Genomic DNA, 18765 nt, shown 5'->3' on the forward strand with positions numbered 1-18765 from the left:
GTTCTATTCCTCACAGGCCTGCGTGGGCGGCGATGGCGGCGGCGATGGCCAGGGCCAGCTCTTCGGGTTTGCGCTTGATCGAGTAGTTAGTCAGTTCAGGGTGGCTTTCAACGAAGCTGGTATTGAACTGGCCGCTACGGAATTCCGGGTTACGCAGGATTTCCTGGTAGTACGCGGCAGTGGTCTTGACCCCTTGCAGACGCATGTCATCGAGGGCGCGCAGACCACGGTCCATCGCCTCTTCCCAGGTCAGCGCCCACACCACCAGTTTCAGACACATGGAGTCGTAGAACGGCGGAATGGTGTAGCCGGTGTAGATCGCCGTGTCGGTACGCACGCCGGGGCCGCCGGGTGCGTAGTAACGGGTGATCTTGCCGAAGCTCGGCAGGAAGTTGTTCTTCGGGTCTTCGGCGTTGATCCGGAATTGCAGGGCGAAACCACGGTGCTGGATGTCTTCCTGTTTCACCGACAGCGGCAGGCCGGAGGCAATGCGAATCTGCTCGCGGACAATGTCGATGCCAGTGATTTCTTCGGTGATGGTGTGTTCCACCTGCACCCGGGTGTTCATCTCCATGAAGTACACCTCGCCCTCGGCGAGCAGGAACTCCACGGTGCCGGCGTTCTCGTAGCCCACGGCCTTGGCTGCACGCACCGACAGGTCGCCGATGTAGGCGCGCTGTTCCGGGGTCAGTTGCGGGCTCGGGGCGATCTCGATCAGCTTCTGGTTGCGGCGCTGGATCGAGCAGTCACGCTCGAACAGGTGCACCACGTTGCCGAAGCTGTCGCCAAGGATCTGCGCTTCGATGTGCTTGGGATTGACGATGCATTTTTCCAGGAACACTTCCGCGGAACCGAATGCCTTGGTGGCTTCGGAAATCACGCGAGGGAACGCCTGTTCGAGTTCTTCACGGCTGTTGCAGCGACGAATACCGCGACCACCACCACCGGATGTGGCCTTGAGCATCACCGGATAGCCAATGCGATCGCCTTCGGTCAGGGCTTCTTCGATGCCCGACACGTTACCTTCGGTGCCCGGGGTGACCGGCACGCCGGCCTTGATCATGCTGCGGCGCGCTTCGGTCTTGTCGCCCATGCGGCGAATGACTTCAGCCGATGGGCCGATGAACTTGATCCCGCGCTCGGCGCAGATCTCCGCCAGTTCGGCGTTTTCCGAAAGGAATCCGTAACCGGGGTGCAGCGCATCGCAACCGGTTTCCACAGCCAGGTTCACCAGCTTGCGCGGGTTCAGGTAACCGGCCAGCGGTTCGGCACCGATGCTGTGGGCCTCGTCTGCACGCTTCACATGCAGGGCATGGCGGTCGGCGTCGGAATAGATCGCGACCGAGCGAATGCCCATTTCGGCACAGGCACGTACGATTCGTACGGCAATCTCACCACGGTTGGCGATCAGGATCTTTGTTATCACTTGGAGTTTCCCTTGAGGCCGGTGGTACCCACGACCTGCTAGACCCAGGTCGACGCGTGACCAAATGTTTCAATTTGGTCGCAGGTCCACACTAGCGCCCACAAGGGATTAACAAAAATGAATAAAAATTGGGTCGTGCATAAGTAAAGACTTATAGTTGATTCACCAGCCAGCGACGAGAGTGACCGAATAATGCGTAAGTCATTGATGCGTATGACTTTGCGTCAATTGCAGATCTTCAATGAGGTCTGTGATTTGCGCTCTTACAGCCGCGCGGCCGACGAAATGTCGCTCACACAACCTGCCGTCAGCCTGCAGATTCGGCAGCTCGAAGAGCTGATTGGCCAGCCTTTGTTCGATTATGTCGGCAAAAAGCTCTACATGACCGAAGCGGCTGAAGCGTTACAGCGAGCCAGCCGGGATATTTTCGGACGCCTGGAAAACCTCGACATGCAGCTGTCGGACATGCAGGGCTCGTTGCAGGGGCAACTGAAACTGGCGGTGGAATCCAGCGCCAAATACTTCGTGCCGCATCTGTTTGCCGCATTCAAACGCCAGCACCCGGAGGTAAACCTGCAACTGACGGTGGTCAATCGCGGCCAGGTGATTCGGCGTCTGTCGGACAACCGCGACGACCTGGTGATCATGTCCATGGTGCCCCAGGACATGGGCCTGGAGTTCCTGCCGTTCCTGAACAACCCGATCGTCGCCGTGGCGCCACCGGATCACCCGCTGTGTCATATGGGGCCGCTGCGTCTGCAGGATCTTGAGCCCTACACCCTGTTGCTGCGTGAGCCAGGCTCCGGGACGCGGTTGGCATGCGAAGAATACTTCAAAGAGAAGCGCGTGCACTTCAACCAGACCCAGGAGGTCTCGTCTGCCGAAGCTCAGCGTGAATGCGTACTGGCAGGCCTGGGCGTTGCGCTGTTGACGCGCCACGCCCTGAACCTTGAGCTGGCAACCGGTGGGTTGATCGAGCTACCCATCGAAGAGCTGCCACTGTTTCGCAGCTGGTGCCTGGTGCAGGCCAAGGCGAAACGCCTGTCACCGGTGGCTCACGCCTTCCTGGCGTTTATCCGCAGCGAACGGATCCAGATCAGCGCGCTGGTTGAGCGTTTCGACGGGAAGTCGAGGGAGATGCCTGCCAGAAGTTGAGTTCCAACTCCGGAAAGTCGCCAATTTCGGCCAGAAGCTGACGGCGTTCGCAGCGATCTTCGATGGCGCGACGGAATTCCATACGGCGCTGGTCTTCCTGTTGACGACGGGTTTTGACAGCGCTGTTGCGTTCTTCGTAGGGCATGGCCATTTCGAGTCTCCCAAGGCGAGTACGGGAGTTTCAAGATAGGCGCGAGGGATGACGGTTTGGCGGCTCGGGCGTTACAGGTAGATGAACATTCAGAAGCAAAGATCGCAGCCTTCGGCAGCTCCTACGCAGGAACGCGAATACCTGTAGGAGCTGCCGAAGGCTGCGATCTTTTGACGCTCAATCATCCAGCGCTTTCACCGACTTGGGCGACAACCGCAAACTGCGCAAACTGCGTTTAACGCTCTTGAGGTGATTGACCAGGCTCGGGCCACGGGCCATGGCCACGCCCATCGCCAACACGTCGATCACCACAAGGTGAGCAATGCGCGAAGTCAGCGGCGTATAGATTTCAGTGTCTTCGTGCACATCGATCGCCAGGTTGACCGTCGACAACTCGGCCAATGGCGTCTGGCTCGGGCACAAGGTGATCAACGAAGCACCGCTTTCGCGCACCAGGTTGGCGGTGATCAGCAGGTCCTTGGAACGCCCCGACTGGGAAATGCAGATGGCCACGTCAGTCGGCTTCAATGTCACGGCCGACATCGCCTGCATGTGCGGATCGGAGTACGCCGCTGCGGTGAGCAGCAAGCGGAAGAATTTGTGCTGCGCATCCGCCGCGACCGCACCCGAGGCGCCAAAACCATAGAACTCGACGCGCTGGGCCTGGGACATCAGCGTCACGGCCCTCTGCAACTCCAGCGGATCGAGTTTCTCGCGAACCTCCATCAGGGTATGCAGGGTGGTGTCGAAAATTTTCAGGCTGTAGTCCGCGACCGAATCGTCTTCGTGGATCGCAAACTGGCCAAAACTCGCACCGGCCGCCAGGCTCTGGGCCAACTTCAGCTTCAAGTCCTGAAAGCCGGAACAACCGATGGCACGGCAAAAACGCACGATGGTCGGTTCACTGATACCCACGCTGTGGGCCAGGTCGGCCATGGAGCTGTGCATCACGGCCGCAGGATCAAGCAGCACATGGTCGGCGACCTTGAGCTCCGACTTGCGTAACAGGTGGCGAGACTGGGCGATGTGTTGCAGCAGATTCAAAGGGCTGGACTCTTTGTTATTGGCAGGTGCCGGGGATGTAGCACGCTTGTAGTTATACTACATGAATCGGCTTTTTGCCTCCTCAATGCGTAACCACATCCCTCGGCATTCAGGCACGCGTGCTCCATGTAGCGCTCATTGCGAGCTTTCCCGTTGCTCATCAATGCCCGCCTATTCGCGTTGCGGCAAAAATGAGCCTTTCTTGCAAACATCAAAACTGGTTTTCTCACCAACAACGTATAGCCCACATCAACTTACAAACAAGTTAAGTATCGCCATCCACCAATCAAACAGAGAGGGATATATTAAACAGGCAGGACGCAATTATCTTAATTACAGGAGTTACACACAATGACCATTACAACTAAAAATTGGGTTGCCCAAATTGACCGCATGCCCGGCGCGGCTTCCTTCCGTGCCTTTGGCACGGTAACCGTTACAAACTCTGGCATTACGCCGAGGCTGGTACTGAGCGAGATTCAGGACAAGTCTTTTGATTTGCGACTCGACCTGGAACTTGAAACAACCCACGAAATTGCATTGCAAGTCCTGACCGACAAGTTCGTCGAATATAAAAAAATGGGGCCTTCCAGCGTCACAAGTGTCAGTATTTTTTTCGAAGGAAAGTTACTGCACCATATTGATAAAGTACTGATCACCGATTAAAAAAATTACCCGCTGCAAACTTCCCGTCAGACCGCCAAAGGGCCTGACGGGAAGCCATTTCGGTCAATCCACACCATTCTCTCGCAGCAGAACGGCCAGGACCTGCGCCTCGACCGGCCGACTGATCAGATAACCTTGCACCTCATCGCAGCGCTCAGCCTTGAGAAACTCAAGCTGCTCCTGGTGCTCCACCCCTTCCGCGACAACCTTCAACGACAGGCCATGGGCCATGGCGATGATGGCCCGGGTAATCGCCGCATCTTCGGTGCCTTCGCCCAGTCCGCGGATAAACGCCTGGTCGATTTTCACGTAATCCACCGGAATGCGTTTGAGATAACTCAAAGACGAATACCCCGTGCCAAAATCATCGATCGCCAGCTTCACCCCTAGATCGCGCAACTGCTGGAAGGTCGCGATGATGTGCTCGACGCTGTCCAGCAACTGGCTTTCGGTCAACTCCAACTCCAGGAAGTGCGGCTCCAGCCCGGTTTCCTCCAGCACTTGGCGCACCAGACTGACCAGCTTGCCCTGGCGCAATTGATGCACCGACAGATTGACCGACACCCGAATCGCATCGAGCCCCTGCCGCTGCCACTCACAGGCTTGCCAACAGGCCTGACGCAGCACGAACTCACCGATCGGGCCGATCAATCCGGTTTCTTCAGCCAGACCGATGAAATCCCCCGGCGGTACACGGCCCATGGTCGGATGATCCCAACGCACCAGCGCCTCGGCAGCATTCAGCTTGCCCGTGGCGAGGCACAGCTTGGGTTGGTAGAACACCTTCAACTGCTTCTCTTCGATGGCTTTGCGCAACTGGTTTTCCAGCTGCAAACGCTCCAGCGTGCTGGCTTGCAGGCTGTCGGTATAGAACTGGAAGTTATTGCCGCCCAAATGTTTTGCGTGCTGCATGGCCATGTTCGATTGACTGACCAACGCGGAAATTTCCCGGGCGCTGTCCGGCAACAGACTGATGCCCATCGACGCACTGACCACCAGTTCATGCCCGTCAATGGTCACGGGCAAACGCAACTTGCTCGCCAGACGAGTCGCCACCCGCGCCAAGCTCGAAAGGTTGCCGTAGGCATTGAACAGCACGGCAAACTCATCGCCGGACAGACGCGCGATGGTGTCTGCTTCAGGCAATGCATTCACCAGTCGCCGGGCTATTTTCTGCAACAACTGGTCGGCGACTTCATGCCCCAGGCTGTCGTTGAGTTGCTTGAAGCGGTCGAGATTGATGTGCAACAAGGCCAGGCTGCGATAACCGCCCTGTCGTACCCGTTGATGAGCCTCGCTGAGGCGTTCGCGGAACATCGCGCGGTTGGCCAGACCGGTAAGTTCGTCGTAATGGGTCAGGTAGCGCATTCGCTCTTCGGATTCCCGGCGGGCAGAAAGATCCGCGAAGAAGCCTACGATATGGCTGACATTTCCCCGGCTGTCGCGCACGGCATTCAATTGCAGCCACTGCGGATACATCTCGCCGTTCTTGCGGGTTTCCACCAATTCGCCCTGCCAGCTGCCTTGCTGCTCCAGTGCCTGATGGATCGTGGCGTAATGCCGACGCGCATCTCGACTGCAGGGCAACTCAACGACATTGCGTCCGATCATGTCTTCGATGGCATAGCCGGTCACCCGACTGAAGGCTTGATTGATCGCGATAAGGACGTAGTTCGGGTCGAAAATCACAATCCCTTCGCTGGCCGCCTCGAATACGGTCGCCGCCAGTTGCCGCTGCTCTTCCAGGTTTTTGCTGACGCTGATGTCGCGACGAGTGCCGACCATGCGCAAAACCCGTCCGTTCTCGGTACGCTCGACCGCCCGCCCACGGTCCTCGATCCAGACCCAGTGGCCATCGCCATGGCGCACGCGATACTCGATTTGATAGTCCTCGGTGCGGCCCTTCAGATGCTCGACCAGCGCCCTCTTCAGCGCTGGAAGGTCCTCGGGGTGAAGACGCGGCTTGAGGTGACGCAGGATTGCCGTGACCTGATCCGGCTCCAGGCCGAACAATTCCTGAATCTGCGTGTGATGGACTTCGTCGGTTTGCAGATTCCAGTCCCACAACCCCAACTCGCTGGCCTTCAATGCCAGCGCCAGGCGTGCTTCGCTCTTGCTCAGCGCCTGGTTGGCGGCGTCCAGCTCCAGGCTGCGCTGAGCGACGCGGTTTTCCAGGTCGACCTGGATTTCTCGCAATTCGTTCTCGGCGCGTCGACGCTGTTCGATCTCCTTGGCCAGCTTTTGATTGAGCTGATCACTGCTGCTTTGCGCCTGCTGTAGATGTTCGATCAATGCCTGATTCTGAAAGCGTCGCATCAAGCCCCGATCGATCAATCGATTGACCTGCCAGGCCACCACGCTCAATGCACCAAGCAGAATCAGCCCGAACCAGCCCCAGCCCTGTTGCTGCTCGTCACCGCCCCAAAACATATAGGCGATGGCCGGTAGCAGACAGGGCAAGGTGAAAGACAGAAAGGCCGGCAAACTGACTGCATAAGCCACGCTGGCCGAGAGCGCTGCGGCGCCGATGAGGCCGAAGACCCAGGCTTGCTGAATGAAGTTATCGGCGGGAACCAGGGCAATGCCGGCACCGGCCAGGGTCAGACCTGTGAGGCCGGAACCCAGCAAAAACATCCGTCGCCAAATGGGCTGGGCTTGACGATTGGGGATGGCCGAATCGAAGGCTGCGACCTGAATCACCCGCAATGCCACTAACGACAACAGCCACACCAGCCAGACACTGACCAGGAAATAGCGCTGCGGACTCCAGAGCAACCCGGCACAGACCAGGCCATTGATCAGCATGAACAACGTGGGCAGCAGCGATCCCTGATACAACAGGCGCGTGCGTTCGACCGCCATTTCCATGGCGTATTGCTTTCTGATAACCCGGGGCTCCACAGTGGGGCCCGACAGGTCGAAGCTGAGGGTCATAGGCGATGTTCTTGTTCTTATAATGATGAGCATGGGCCCGAAACTGCTCGGAGCATACACAAGCAATTGCCCGGACCAAACTGCTGCTGATCAATAAATCGCCAAATATTTCAGCTGCCGCCCCGCCCTGAAAACGCTAAAGGCACGCCCCGCCAACGCCTGCAGCCGATGACTGACCGGTCGTCCCTCGCATAACTTTCATCGGTTAATGCAAAGCGGAGTTTGCCCGGTGTGTCGCGGCCCCCTAGAATGCCCCGATGCGCGATGATCTCTCCCTTCTGCTGAACTCCCTCAACGATGCCCAACGCCAGGCCGTAGCGGCCCCCGTGGGTCGTCAGTTGGTCCTGGCCGGTGCTGGTTCCGGTAAAACCCGAGTGCTGGTGCACCGTATCGCCTGGCTGATCCAGGTTGAAAACGCCTCGCCCCACTCCATCCTGTCGGTGACCTTCACCAACAAGGCGGCTGCCGAGATGCGCCAGCGCATCGAGCAACTGATGGGTATCAACCCCGCCGGCATGTGGGTCGGCACCTTCCACGGCCTGGCGCACCGCTTGCTGCGGGCGCACTGGCAGGAAGCGGGCTTGAGCCAGACTTTCCAGATCCTCGACAGCGATGACCAGCAACGGCTGGTCAAGCGGGTGATCCGCGAACTCGGCCTGGACGAGCAACGCTGGCCGGCCCGTCAGGCCCAATGGTTCATCAACGGGCAGAAAGACGAAGGTCTGCGCCCGCAACACATTCAAGCCAGTGGCGATCTGTTCCTGGCGACCATGCGCGGCATCTATGAGGCCTACGAGGCCGCGTGCCTGCGCGCCGGTGTCATCGACTTCTCCGAACTGTTGCTGCGCGCCCTCGATCTGTGGCGCGACCACCCGGGCCTGCTCGCTCACTATCAAAAGCGCTTCCGGCACATCCTCGTGGACGAGTTCCAGGACACCAACGCCGTGCAGTACGCCTGGTTGCGCCTGTTGGCCAAGGGTGGCGACAGCCTGATGGTGGTGGGCGATGACGACCAGTCGATCTACGGCTGGCGTGGCGCGAAAATCGAGAACATCTACCAGTATTCCGAAGACTTCCCTGACGCCGAAACCATTCGCCTGGAGCAGAACTACCGCTCCACCGCCGGCATCCTGAAGGCAGCCAACGCCTTGATCGCCAACAACACCGGGCGCCTGGGCAAAGAGCTGTGGACCGACGGCGGCGACGGCGAGGCAATCAATCTGTATGCCGCCTTCAACGAACACGACGAAGCACGTTACGTTGTCGAAACCATAGAAAGCGCGCTGAAAACCGGCCTGTCTCGCAGCGATATCGCGATTCTGTACCGCTCCAACGCCCAATCGCGGGTTCTGGAAGAAGCGCTGCTGCGTGAACGCATTCCGTACCGCATCTATGGCGGCCAGCGCTTCTTCGAGCGCGCGGAAATCAAGAACGCCATGGCTTACCTGCGATTGCTCGAAGGGCGGGGCAACGACGCCGCGCTGGAACGGGTGATCAACGTGCCGGCCCGGGGCATCGGCGAGAAAACCGTCGAAGCGATCCGCGACCATGCGCGCCACAGCGATGTTTCGATGTGGGAAGCGATGCGCCAACTGGTGGCCAACAAAGGCCTGACCGGTCGTGCGGCCGGCGCCCTTGGCGCGTTTATCGAGCTGATCGAGAACCTCACCGCCAAGTGCATGGAAATGCCGCTGCACCTGATGACCCAGACTGTCATCGAGCAATCGGGGCTGATCGCCTATCACGAAGCGGAAAAAGGCGAGAAAGGCCAGGCCCGGGTGGAAAACCTTGAGGAGCTCGTCAGCGCCGCACGCAACTTCGAAAACAGCGAAGAAGACGAAGACCTGACGCCATTGGCCGCGTTCCTCGGTCACGCGTCGCTGGAGGCCGGCGATACCCAGGCCGACGAGCACGAAGACAGCATTCAACTGATGACCTTGCACAGCGCCAAGGGCCTGGAATTCCCTTACGTGTTCCTGGTGGGCATGGAAGAAGGCCTGTTTCCGCACAAGATGAGCCTGGAAGAACCCGGCCGCCTTGAGGAAGAGCGTCGACTGGCCTACGTCGGCATTACTCGAGCGATGCAGAACCTGGTGATGACCTACGCTGAAACCCGACGCCTTTATGGCAGCGAGACCTACAACAAGGTGTCGCGCTTCGTACGCGAAGTGCCGAAAGGCCTGATTCAGGAAGTGCGGTTGTCCAACAGCGTCAGCCGGCCGTTCGGTGGCAACCAGTCGATGAGTGGCAGCAACCTGTTCAGCGGCAGCGAAATTCCGGAAACCGGCTTCAGTCTGGGTCAGACCGTCCGCCATTCGATCTTCGGTGACGGCGTGATCCTCAACTTCGAGGGCGCCGGTGCTCAAGCTCGGGTGCAGGTGAACTTCAGCGAAGGCAGCAAGTGGCTGATGCTGGGTTACGCCAAGCTGGAAGCGATTTAAAAGACCGCCAGAGGTCTAATGTGGGAGCGGGCTTGCTCGCGAAGGACGATCACGCGGTGTTTCTGATGAACCGCGGTGCTGCCTTCGCGAGCAAGCCCGCTCCCACTGGGTTAGACATTGGCCTATGTGAAAGGGAACAAATATGGGCTCAGGCTTCTTTTCCTCCTGGACATTCTGGGCCCTGTTATCGGCGGCATTCGCGGCGATGACCGCCATTTTCGCGAAAGTCGGCATCGAAAACGTCAATTCCGACTTCGCCACCCTGCTGCGGACGATCGTGGTATTGGTCAGCCTGGCCTTGATTTTGTATGCCACGGGCCAATATCAGTCATTGGGATCGATCTCGGCCAAGAGCTACCTGTTCCTGCTGTTGTCGGGCCTGGCCACCGGTGCGTCGTGGATCTGCTATTTCCGCGCACTCAAGGTCGGCCCGGCGTCACTGGTTGCCCCGGTGGACAAACTCAGCGTGGTGCTGGTGGCTGTTCTTGGCGTGGTCCTGCTGGGTGAAAAACTCGACCTGCGCCAATGGGGCGGAATCGGTCTGATCACGGCCGGAGTCGTCATGCTGGCATTACGTCGCTAGGCGAACGTCCTACAGAACTCATCCACTCATCTGACAGATCAAAGTCAAAAGGCCCTATTGCACTGACTGAAGCTGAATGAAACCTGTCAGGCAAAAGCCCGAAACACTCTGCCGCTAGCCAGTAACACTTCAGCTGTGCAACATGGCGCGCGTGCCTTCCACAAATGGGAATTCCCTTTATGAAACGTTTTCTTAGCATCGCCATGGCGTTGTGCATCGGCCTGACGATGAGTCTCGACGTCAATGCCGCCAAGCGCTTCGGTGGTGGCAAAAGCGCAGGCGCTGCGCCGACGCACCAGACCAGCCAGATGGCTCCTTCTTCTCCAGGCATGGGCGGCGCTGCGGCGACCGCTGGTGCTGCCGGTGCCGCTGGCGCCGCTGCCAAGGCCGGTGGCGCTTCGCGCTGGCTCGGCCCTCTGGCCGGTATCGCGGCCGGCGGCCTGCTGGCATCCATGTTCATGGGCGACGGCTTCCAGGGCATGCAGATCTTCGACATCCTGATCATGGCTGTCATTGCATTCCTGGTCTTCCGCTTTATCGCCGCCCGTCGTCGCAAGCAGCAGGAGCATTACGCGCCGGCCGGCCACGCGCCGATGCAACGTGAAGCGTTTGAACAAAAGCCTGCCGGCGGTTCGATCTTCGGTGGTTCGCCAGCGCCTGTTGCCGCTCGTCCAGTGATCAACGCTCCAGCCTGGTTCAACGAAAGAAACTTCGTCGAAGCGGCGCGCAATCACTTCCAGTCCCTGCAACAGCACTGGGACGCCAACGAAATGGACAAGATCGCCGAGTTCGTGACCCCGCAAATGCTGGAGTTCCTCAAGCGTGAGCGTGCCGACCTGGGCGACGGTTTCCAGTCCACCTACATTGATAACCTCAATGTACAACTGGACGGTGTGGATGATCGCGCCGACAAGACCATTGCCACCCTGACCTTCACCGGCGTGTCGAAAACCTCGCGTTTCGACCAGGGCGAAGTCTTCAGCGAAAGCTGGAACATGGAACGTGCACAGGGCGAAAACCAGCCTTGGCTGGTGGCCGGTATCCGCCAGAACGGCTGATCCCGCGCCGCGCTTCACTTGCTGAAAAGAAAACCCCGGCCTCGGCCGGGGTTTTCTATTTCGCGGTTGCATCTATAGCAAGCTACTGTATAAACCGCCCCATATAAACCGCGCCATACAAGCAAGAGGATCCCGGACGTGGAAGAAATCATCGAACAACTGCGTGAAGCCAACGAACCGGTACCGGTCCCCTTGGAATTGCCTGACGAAGACCTGCTGGTCGAAATCGAAGAACAACTGTTCATCGACATTCCGTTTGTCTTCAGAGAGTTTCTGCTGACCGTCAGCGACGTGGTCTACGGTAGCCTGGAGCCGGTCACCGTGACCGATCCGCAATCCCACACCTACCTGCCCGACGTTGCCGCCAACGCCTGGGACGCCGGCGTCGATCGCAGCCTGATCCCGATCTGCCAGGACGGTGACGACTACTACTGCGTCGAAGAGGACGGCACCGTGGTGCTTTGGCAGGCCGAAGAAGAGCTGATCGCCGAAGAAACCTGGGAGTCGGTGTGGCACTGGGCACGGGACGTCTGGCTGGAAAGCTGATCCAGTCAACGCCGCTGGGTGGTCAATGCCCGGACGACTCCTTGTGATTGTCGAGGGTTTCCAGCAACGCCACCTGCATCCGCGTATGCACACGAATGAACCAGCGCCACAACAGCGCCGCCACGGCGGCCGCGACCACGGCGATCAGTACCAGCAACTTGTTGGTCGGCAGAATACTGGCCGACAAGGCTGCCAACAGCAAAAAGATCACCAGCAGCGACAGGATCGGGATCACTTCGGCAATCACCCTGCGCACTCGCTGCGTGTGGCGCCCGGCCATCTCTGGCTTGACGCCCATTTCCGCCAGCAACATCGACAGGGCTTTGAGCTTGCGGTACGCCGCAATCAAAAAAGGCAGCGACAACAATAGCGCCCCACCCCAGATCAATGCCTTCTGCCAGCTCGGGTCGTTGATCCAGCCTTGCACGTAAGTCGACATGCGTTCGGCGAAGTACGCGCCCGAGAAGAAAATCGCGATTACCAAAGCCAGGTTGACCCCGACCTGCAGCAAAATCCTTCTGATCATCGACGCCAGCAACGCCCCCTCCCCCTGAGGCTGGATGCTGCGCAGCCATTCGCCGTACATCCCCAATACCCGTCCCAGGCGTTCCGGCATGACGCTCGCGAGCTTGATCGACAATGGATCAGCCGCGCGAATCAGATAGGGCGTCAGCAAGGTCGTGATCACCGACACTGCCACAGCCACCGGGTATAGAAAGTTACTGGTGACCTGCAACGTCATGCCCAGTGCCGCAATGATGAAAGAGAATTCGCCAATCTGTGAAAGACCCATGCCGACTCTCAGCGAGGTGCGTCCGTCATTACCGGCGATAAATGCACCAAGACCGCAAGACAGCATCTTGCCAAGCACCACGGCTACGGTGATTACGGCGATTGGCCAGGCGTACTGAAGCAGGATCGCCGGATCGAGCATCAGCCCGATGGCGACAAAGAAAATCGCGCTGAAAAGATCTCGAACCGGTTCAATCAAGCGCTCGATTTTCAGCAGTTGCCGGGATTCAGCCATGATCGCGCCGATCAGGAACGCGCCGAGCACCATGCTGTATTCAAGCCTGACCACCAGCAGGCAGAAGCCGAAACACAAGCCCAGCACGGTAATCAGCAGCATTTCGTTGCTCTCGAACCTGGCCACGTAGGCCAGCAACCGCGGCACCATCAGAATGCCGATGACCAATGCGACGATCATGAACAGCGACAGCTTGCCCACCGTAGAAAACACTTCGCCGGAGCTGACCGTACCACTGACAGCGATGCTGGACAGAAGCGCGATGATGCCGATGCCCAGAATGTCTTCGACGATCAGCACACCGAATATCAACTGCGCAAACCGCTCGTTCTTCAACTTCAGATCATTGAGTGCCTTGACGATGATGGTGGTTGAGGAAATCGCCAGGATCGCGCCAAGGAACAGTGAATCCATGGTGTTCCAGTCAAACCAGCGACCGATCTCGTAGCCGATCCAGATCATCAGCACGATTTCCAGGAATGCCGCGATGAAGGCCGTGGCACCGACCTTGAACAACTTGCGCAGGCTGAACTCCAGGCCCAGGCAGAACATCAGGAATATCACCCCGAGTTCGGCCAGGGTCTTGATGGTTTCTTCGTCATGGATCAGGCCGAATGGCGGGGTGTGCGGGCCAATGATGAAACCGGCCACGATATAGCCCAGCACTACCGGTTGTTTCAGGCGATGAAAAACCACTGTCACCACACCTGCGATCAACATGATCACTGCCAGATCCTGAATGAAACTGATGGCATGCATGGCGAGCGGCTCCCTGATTGAAGTTGCCCGACTCACAGACGCAGGAATGGTCTGATTGAGCCGAGAAAAAGTCTGCTTTGCGCGTAGGAAATGTCCCTGTGTCCGGGCTTTTTGCAGGGTAACACCGCGACTTCTGGCAGAAAGGCGGTGCAATATATGGAAACAGATCGATCCGGCGTGACGGCGACTCTGCGCCCGGCGTCCCGATAACTGTTGGTTTGAAAAAACCGCCGAGGCACCCGCAGAGGTGCATCCCTCAAACCTGGCCTTGACCCGTGAGAATGCTATGGAACCCGGAAACGCCCAGCTGTCGATGACGGTATTGATGACCCCTGACATGGCCAACTTCTCTGGCAATGTTCACGGCGGCACCCTGCTCAAATACCTCGACGAAGTGGCCTACGCCTGCGCCAGCCGTTATGCCGGCCGTTATGTGGTGACCCTGTCGGTGGACCAGGTCATTTTCCGTGAGCCGATCCATGTCGGCGAACTGGTGACCTTTCTCGCCTCGGTCAACTACACCGGCAACACCTCCATGGAGGTGGGCATCAAAGTGGTGACCGAGAACATTCGCGAGCGTTCGGTGCGTCACACCAACAGCTGCTTCTTCACCATGGTCGCGGTGGATGACCAGCGTAAACCTGCCCAGGTACCGCCGCTGCAACCGGACAATAGCGAGAGCAAGCGCCGCTTCATCCAGGCTCAGCAGCGCCGGCAGATTCGCCAGGAACTGGAAAAGCGTTATCAGGAGATCAAGGGCGACGCCTGAGTTTGTTCAGTCAGGTTGATGTTGTTATGTAGAGAGCCTTCGCGAGCAAGCCCGCTCCCACATTTGATCATTGGTGTTGCATAGATCCAATGTGGGAGCGGGCTTGCTCGCGAATGGGCTCAACGCTCAATCAGAGGCTGATCGAGGTCGCCTCGAACCGCACCCGCGGATGGGCAATCCGGTCCTGAGCCCGAACCAGTTCCAACTCGTAGCTGGCACAGGCCTGGGTTTCCAGCAGCACTTCATGCACCGCCGACGCCGCGAACTCGAACGCGGCCACCAGGCTGTCACCCAACAGCACACGCGCCAAAAACAGCCCGGACGTCAGATCGCCCACGCCCACCGGCTGACGCGGGAACGCCAGCAACGGGCGCTGCAAATGCCAGCTGCCTTCGGCTGTCACCAGCAGCATCTCGAAGACCTCTGCCGACTTGCCTGGGTAGTCCAGATGCTTGACCAGCACCGCTTTCGGGCCGCGCGCCAGCAATGCACGCGCCATGGCCAGGCAATCGAACAGCGATTGCGGCTTGCGCCCGGAGAAACTGTCCAGCTCCAGCTGGTTCGGGCACATGAAGTCCGCTACGGCGGCAGCCTCCTCCAGCAGAAAATCACTGACTTCCGCCGGAACACTGCAGCCTTTCTCCGGATGCCCCATGACCGGGTCACACAGGTACAGTGCCTTGGGGTTCATCGACTTGATCCGCGCCACACCCGTCAGGATCGCCCGGCCCTGGGCCGCACTGCCGAGGTAACCGGAGAGCACCGCATCGCAGTTGCCCAGCTCGCCAATCGCCGCGATACCTTCGACCAGCTCAGGTATCTGGTGCGGTGCCAGCACTTCACCGGCCCACTGACCGTACTGGGTGTGATTGGAGAACTGCACGGTGTTGAGCGGCCAGACATTCACCCCGACCCGTTGCATCGGGAAAACCGCGGCACTGTTGCCGGCGTGACCGAATACCACGTGGGACTGGATAGCGAGCAAATGCGGTGTACGTTTCATGCGGTGGATTTCCGTAAAACGATTGAAATTCTAGCCGCGCAGTATGCGACTAAACGCAGCCTGTACGACAGACCAGCGACGCAGTTAAGCTGACACTATCTTGTTGGAGCACCCTGTTGATGCTGACCCTTGGAAATATATTCGTGCTGATGCTGTTCGCCACTGCCGGCGCATGGCTATGGCACAACCATGGCTTGCGCGAGCGCGCGCTGGAGCGGGTCAAGCAGCATTGCACCAAGCTCGGGATCGAATTGCTGGACGGCAACGTGGCGTTGAAAAGAATCGCGTTCATCAGGGATGCCAGTGGTCGGCGACGCTTGGCCCGTGTGTATAACTTCGAATTCACCGTGACCGGCGAAACCCGCCACAACGGCACCATCACCCAGTTCGGCGCGCACAGCGCACAGATTGAACTGGCGCCCTACCCGGTCCCATTCGACGAAACCGAACCGGTGGTCGATGTGGTAAAGCCTCGCGCAGAAGTGATCGAGCTGAGCCAGTGGCGTCAGGAACATACCAAGTGGCGGCCGTGAGCCGTTAAGCCGATTCGCCTCGGCACGTTGCCAGCTCACGCTGCAACCGCTGCGCATCCTGGGGTTCACTGAAAATCAGCTCGATGCGTGAATCCTGCCGCCACTCGCTGGGCTGCCAGTCCAGCACCGAGTTATCCACCGCGTTCGCCGAGATCCATCCGTGGGTACTGTGGATAACCAGCTTCGCCCGCCTCCAGTCAAGGCCTTCAAGCCACCGGCCAACCAGCGCGGCATCAAATACCTGGCTTGGGTGCCAACGCCAACCGATGCTCCAGCCGTCGTCCTGTTCCTGACTCAAACAAATGGGCAACGCGGGATCGCTCCAGACCGCCGGCAACTGCGCCAATCCCTTGGGCACGACGAAGTTATCCACACCTTCCCGCGCTTTGGCATTCAGCCCCGGCAACTCGCTCAAGGGTAATACCGCCTGTTGCGTCCAGCACAGAGGGGTCGGCGGCAATAGCGCGGCGATTCGCTGGCGACTGTCGTCCTCGAGACCTTCAGACTTGTTCAGCAGTAACAGTCCCGCATGGCTCAGCGCCTGTTGTTGTGCATCCGGCAACGGTTTGCCCGCGGCGAGCGCCTGGGCGTCCAGCACCAGCACACAAGGCTGGACAGCCAGTACACCTTGCCACGGCGCTTCGCTCAATTGCCTGAGCAACTGCGCCGGATGCCCCAAGCCCGAGGGTTCGATGAACAGCCGATCCGGTTGCGCCTTGCGCAACAAACGCCCAAGGCCAATCTGAAAGGGTGCACCGTTGACGCAACACAGGCAGCCTCCGGCCACTTCACCCAGTGCGATACCATCGGCGTCCCGGGTCAGTAGCGCAGCATCGAGACCGATCTGGCCAAACTCGTTGATCAACACCGCCCACCGCTCGCCTGCCGGGCGCTGGGCCAACAGGTGCTTGATCAGGCTGGTCTTGCCGGCGCCCAACGGACCGGCAATGACATGAGTGGGGATATTCTGCAGCATGGTCGATGATTTCTGAGGAGGTGATGGATGCGGTTGATTGGCTTGTCGTTGCTCCTGGCACTCGTTTCAGGCGAGGCGCTTGCCCAGGCCTGTGTGGTGCACAGCCAGGCCGAGCGGCTTGATGTCCAGGTTTGCCAGCAGAACCGCAACATCCCGCCAAAACTCTTCGCCGATGGCTTCTGCCAGCCGAACCTGGCGGGGCAGAAAGTCGATGTGCAGTATGTCGATCAATGCCCCGGCGGCGCATTTGGCATCTGCAGCAACGCCCAAGTCGCCAATATGCCCTACCGCCAGGATATTCACTATTACGGCGTTGCCACCGACGCGGCATATTTGCAGCCGTACTGCGAGGCCCAGAGCCAGGGCACCTGGCTCAAGCCTTGAAGCGCCATCAGAGGATCAGGCCGCTTCTTCGTACCAAGGGCCGAACGGATCAGGCAGCAAACGCCAGCCCTCTACACCTAACGCCATTTCCTCATCGGTCAGCAGGCAGGCGTCCAGTTCGGCGGTGAGCTGCGTGAAGTCGATGTGCTGACCGATGAACACCAGTTCCTGACGACAATCCCCGCTGTCGGCGGTCCAGTTCTTCATGATCCCGGTGGTACTTTCTTCGTCCTGCGGCCATTGATTTTTCGGTACGAAACGCCACCAGCGTCCGGCAAAACCATAGCGCATCAATCCACCGGCCTGGGACCAGCTGCCGGCGTCCATATGCTTGCTCGCCAGCCAGAAAAAGCCCTTTGAACGCAACAGCTTGCCATTGTCCCAGGGGCCGTCGATGAAGTTGAAGAAACGCTGTGGATGGAACGGCCGACGTGCCCGGTAAGCGCTGGAAGCAATGCCGTATTCTTCGGTTTCCGGCACGTGCTCCCCGCGCAGCTCCTGCAACCATCCCGGCGCCTGGGCAGCCTTTTCGAAGTCAAAACGACCGGTGTTGAGGATTTTATCCAAGGGGATTTCGCCCATCGTCATCGGAATGATGTCCGCCCGGGCGTTGAGCCGCTCGAGGATGGCGATCAGTTCCTCGCGTTCGTGGCTGCTGATCAAGTCGATCTTGCTGAGCAAAATCACATCGGCAAACTCGACCTGCTCGATCAACAGATCGGTAATCGAACGTTCGTCTTCTTCGCCAAGTGTTTCTCCCCGGGAAGCCAGGCTTTCGGCAGCCTGGTAATCGAGCAGGAAGTTCATGCCGTCGACCACCGTGACCATGGTGTCGAGACGTGCGATGTCGTTGAGGCTCTGGCCGTTTTCATCGCGAAAGGTGAAGGTTTCCGCCACCGGCAGGGGTTCGGAAATGCCGGTTGATTCGATCAGCAGATAGTCAAAGCGACCCTCCCTGGCGAGTTGGCTCACCTCCTCGAGCAAGTCTTCACGTAACGTACAGCAAATACACCCGTTGCTCATTTCCACCAACCGTTCTTCAGCCCGATTAAGGCTGACATCACGCTGGACTTCGGTGCCATCTACGTTGATTTCGCTCATATCATTGACGATGACCGCAACCCGCAAACCATCGCGATTACGTAGTATGTAATTAAGAAGTGTACTTTTTCCGGCACCAAGAAAGCCGGAGAGAACGGTCACGGGGAGTCGATTGGACATCTGCATATTCCTCACAGGGATGCCCGGTCGCTGTGCCGGGCTTACATAATGTTATACTGTAACAATGCAAATAAACCATCCCCTCTTGC

General features: G+C 58.8%; 17 protein-coding genes. 9 read left to right on the forward strand and 8 right to left on the reverse strand.

Annotated elements, in window-relative coordinates; genetic code table 11:
- Positions 1-10: 10 nt before the first annotated feature.
- Positions 11-1426 (reverse strand): acetyl-CoA carboxylase biotin carboxylase subunit, encoded by a 1416-nt coding sequence (locus tag ACEN83_RS29950; protein ID WP_007971702.1) that lies wholly within the window; start codon positions 1424-1426, stop codon positions 11-13.
- Positions 1427-1618: 192 nt separating this feature from the next.
- Here ACEN83_RS29950 and ACEN83_RS29955 point away from each other — a divergent pair, with 192 nt between their 5' ends.
- Entirely contained in the window at positions 1619-2581 is a 963-nt protein-coding gene (locus tag ACEN83_RS29955; RefSeq protein ID WP_007971700.1) for a LysR family transcriptional regulator, read from the forward strand.
- On the opposite strand, the gene ACEN83_RS29960 is transcribed toward ACEN83_RS29955, so the two are convergent.
- Both ACEN83_RS29960 and hexR read right to left on the reverse strand, forming a co-directional pair.
- Positions 2523-2732: a PA3496 family putative envelope integrity protein gene (locus ACEN83_RS29960; RefSeq protein WP_007971698.1), complete on the reverse strand. Its 210-nt coding sequence runs from the start codon at positions 2730-2732 to the stop codon at positions 2523-2525. The genes ACEN83_RS29955 and ACEN83_RS29960 overlap by 59 nt on opposite strands.
- A gap of 177 nt (positions 2733-2909) precedes the next feature.
- Entirely contained in the window at positions 2910-3776 is an 867-nt protein-coding gene (gene hexR, locus ACEN83_RS29965) for a transcriptional regulator HexR (protein WP_007954250.1), read from the reverse strand.
- 351 nt (positions 3777-4127) lie between these two features.
- Here hexR and ACEN83_RS29970 point away from each other — a divergent pair, with 351 nt between their 5' ends.
- Positions 4128-4442, forward strand: a complete 315-nt coding sequence (locus ACEN83_RS29970) for a hypothetical protein (protein ID WP_495579105.1) — start codon at positions 4128-4130, stop codon at positions 4440-4442.
- A gap of 63 nt (positions 4443-4505) precedes the next feature.
- Here ACEN83_RS29970 and ACEN83_RS29975 read toward each other — a convergent pair whose 3' ends face one another.
- Positions 4506-7376: an EAL domain-containing protein gene (locus ACEN83_RS29975; protein ID WP_495579106.1), complete on the reverse strand. Its 2871-nt coding sequence runs from the start codon at positions 7374-7376 to the stop codon at positions 4506-4508.
- Between the two features lie 257 nt (positions 7377-7633).
- Here ACEN83_RS29975 and uvrD point away from each other — a divergent pair, with 257 nt between their 5' ends.
- From uvrD to ACEN83_RS29995, 4 genes are all read left to right on the forward strand, one after another.
- Positions 7634-9817: a DNA helicase II gene (gene uvrD, locus ACEN83_RS29980; protein WP_495579107.1), complete on the forward strand. Its 2184-nt coding sequence runs from the start codon at positions 7634-7636 to the stop codon at positions 9815-9817.
- A gap of 142 nt (positions 9818-9959) precedes the next feature.
- A complete protein-coding gene (locus tag ACEN83_RS29985) occupies positions 9960-10400 on the forward strand; it encodes an EamA family transporter (RefSeq protein ID WP_007971691.1) in 441 nt (146 codons plus the stop codon).
- A 179-nt stretch (positions 10401-10579) separates the two neighbouring features.
- Positions 10580-11458 (forward strand): Tim44 domain-containing protein, encoded by an 879-nt coding sequence (locus tag ACEN83_RS29990; protein ID WP_095964377.1) that lies wholly within the window; start codon positions 10580-10582, stop codon positions 11456-11458.
- 138 nt (positions 11459-11596) lie between these two features.
- Positions 11597-12004 carry an SMI1/KNR4 family protein gene (locus ACEN83_RS29995; protein ID WP_003187120.1) on the forward strand — a complete coding sequence of 136 codons (408 nt, stop codon included), beginning with the start codon at positions 11597-11599 and terminating at the stop codon, positions 12002-12004.
- Between the two features lie 22 nt (positions 12005-12026).
- On the opposite strand, the gene ACEN83_RS30000 is transcribed toward ACEN83_RS29995, so the two are convergent.
- Positions 12027-13790 carry a cation:proton antiporter gene (locus tag ACEN83_RS30000; RefSeq protein ID WP_495579108.1) on the reverse strand — a complete coding sequence of 588 codons (1764 nt, stop codon included), beginning with the start codon at positions 13788-13790 and terminating at the stop codon, positions 12027-12029.
- 286 nt (positions 13791-14076) lie between these two features.
- Here ACEN83_RS30000 and ACEN83_RS30005 point away from each other — a divergent pair, with 286 nt between their 5' ends.
- Complete coding sequence (locus ACEN83_RS30005) at positions 14077-14559, forward strand: acyl-CoA thioesterase (protein ID WP_007971685.1); 483 nt, start codon at positions 14077-14079, stop codon at positions 14557-14559.
- Positions 14560-14689: 130 nt separating this feature from the next.
- Here the strand turns inward: ACEN83_RS30005 and pdxY are convergent, their stop codons facing one another.
- A complete protein-coding gene (gene pdxY, locus ACEN83_RS30010; RefSeq protein WP_015097416.1) occupies positions 14690-15562 on the reverse strand; it encodes a pyridoxal kinase PdxY in 873 nt (290 codons plus the stop codon).
- A gap of 119 nt (positions 15563-15681) precedes the next feature.
- Here pdxY and ACEN83_RS30015 point away from each other — a divergent pair, with 119 nt between their 5' ends.
- Complete coding sequence (locus ACEN83_RS30015) at positions 15682-16095, forward strand: DUF3301 domain-containing protein (RefSeq protein WP_007971681.1); 414 nt, start codon at positions 15682-15684, stop codon at positions 16093-16095.
- 4 nt (positions 16096-16099) lie between these two features.
- Here the strand turns inward: ACEN83_RS30015 and ACEN83_RS30020 are convergent, their stop codons facing one another.
- Positions 16100-17071, reverse strand: a complete 972-nt coding sequence (locus tag ACEN83_RS30020; protein ID WP_495579109.1) for a CobW family GTP-binding protein — start codon at positions 17069-17071, stop codon at positions 16100-16102.
- A gap of 27 nt (positions 17072-17098) precedes the next feature.
- Between ACEN83_RS30020 and ACEN83_RS30025 the strand changes: the two genes are divergently transcribed.
- Positions 17099-17455, forward strand: a complete 357-nt coding sequence (locus tag ACEN83_RS30025; protein WP_041474970.1) for a hypothetical protein — start codon at positions 17099-17101, stop codon at positions 17453-17455.
- Between the two features lie 15 nt (positions 17456-17470).
- On the opposite strand, the gene zigA is transcribed toward ACEN83_RS30025, so the two are convergent.
- Positions 17471-18676 carry a zinc metallochaperone GTPase ZigA gene (gene zigA / locus ACEN83_RS30030; protein ID WP_495579110.1) on the reverse strand — a complete coding sequence of 402 codons (1206 nt, stop codon included), beginning with the start codon at positions 18674-18676 and terminating at the stop codon, positions 17471-17473.
- Positions 18677-18765: the final 89 nt, after the last annotated feature.

Source organism: Pseudomonas sp. Pseusp49, from assembly GCF_059491875.1.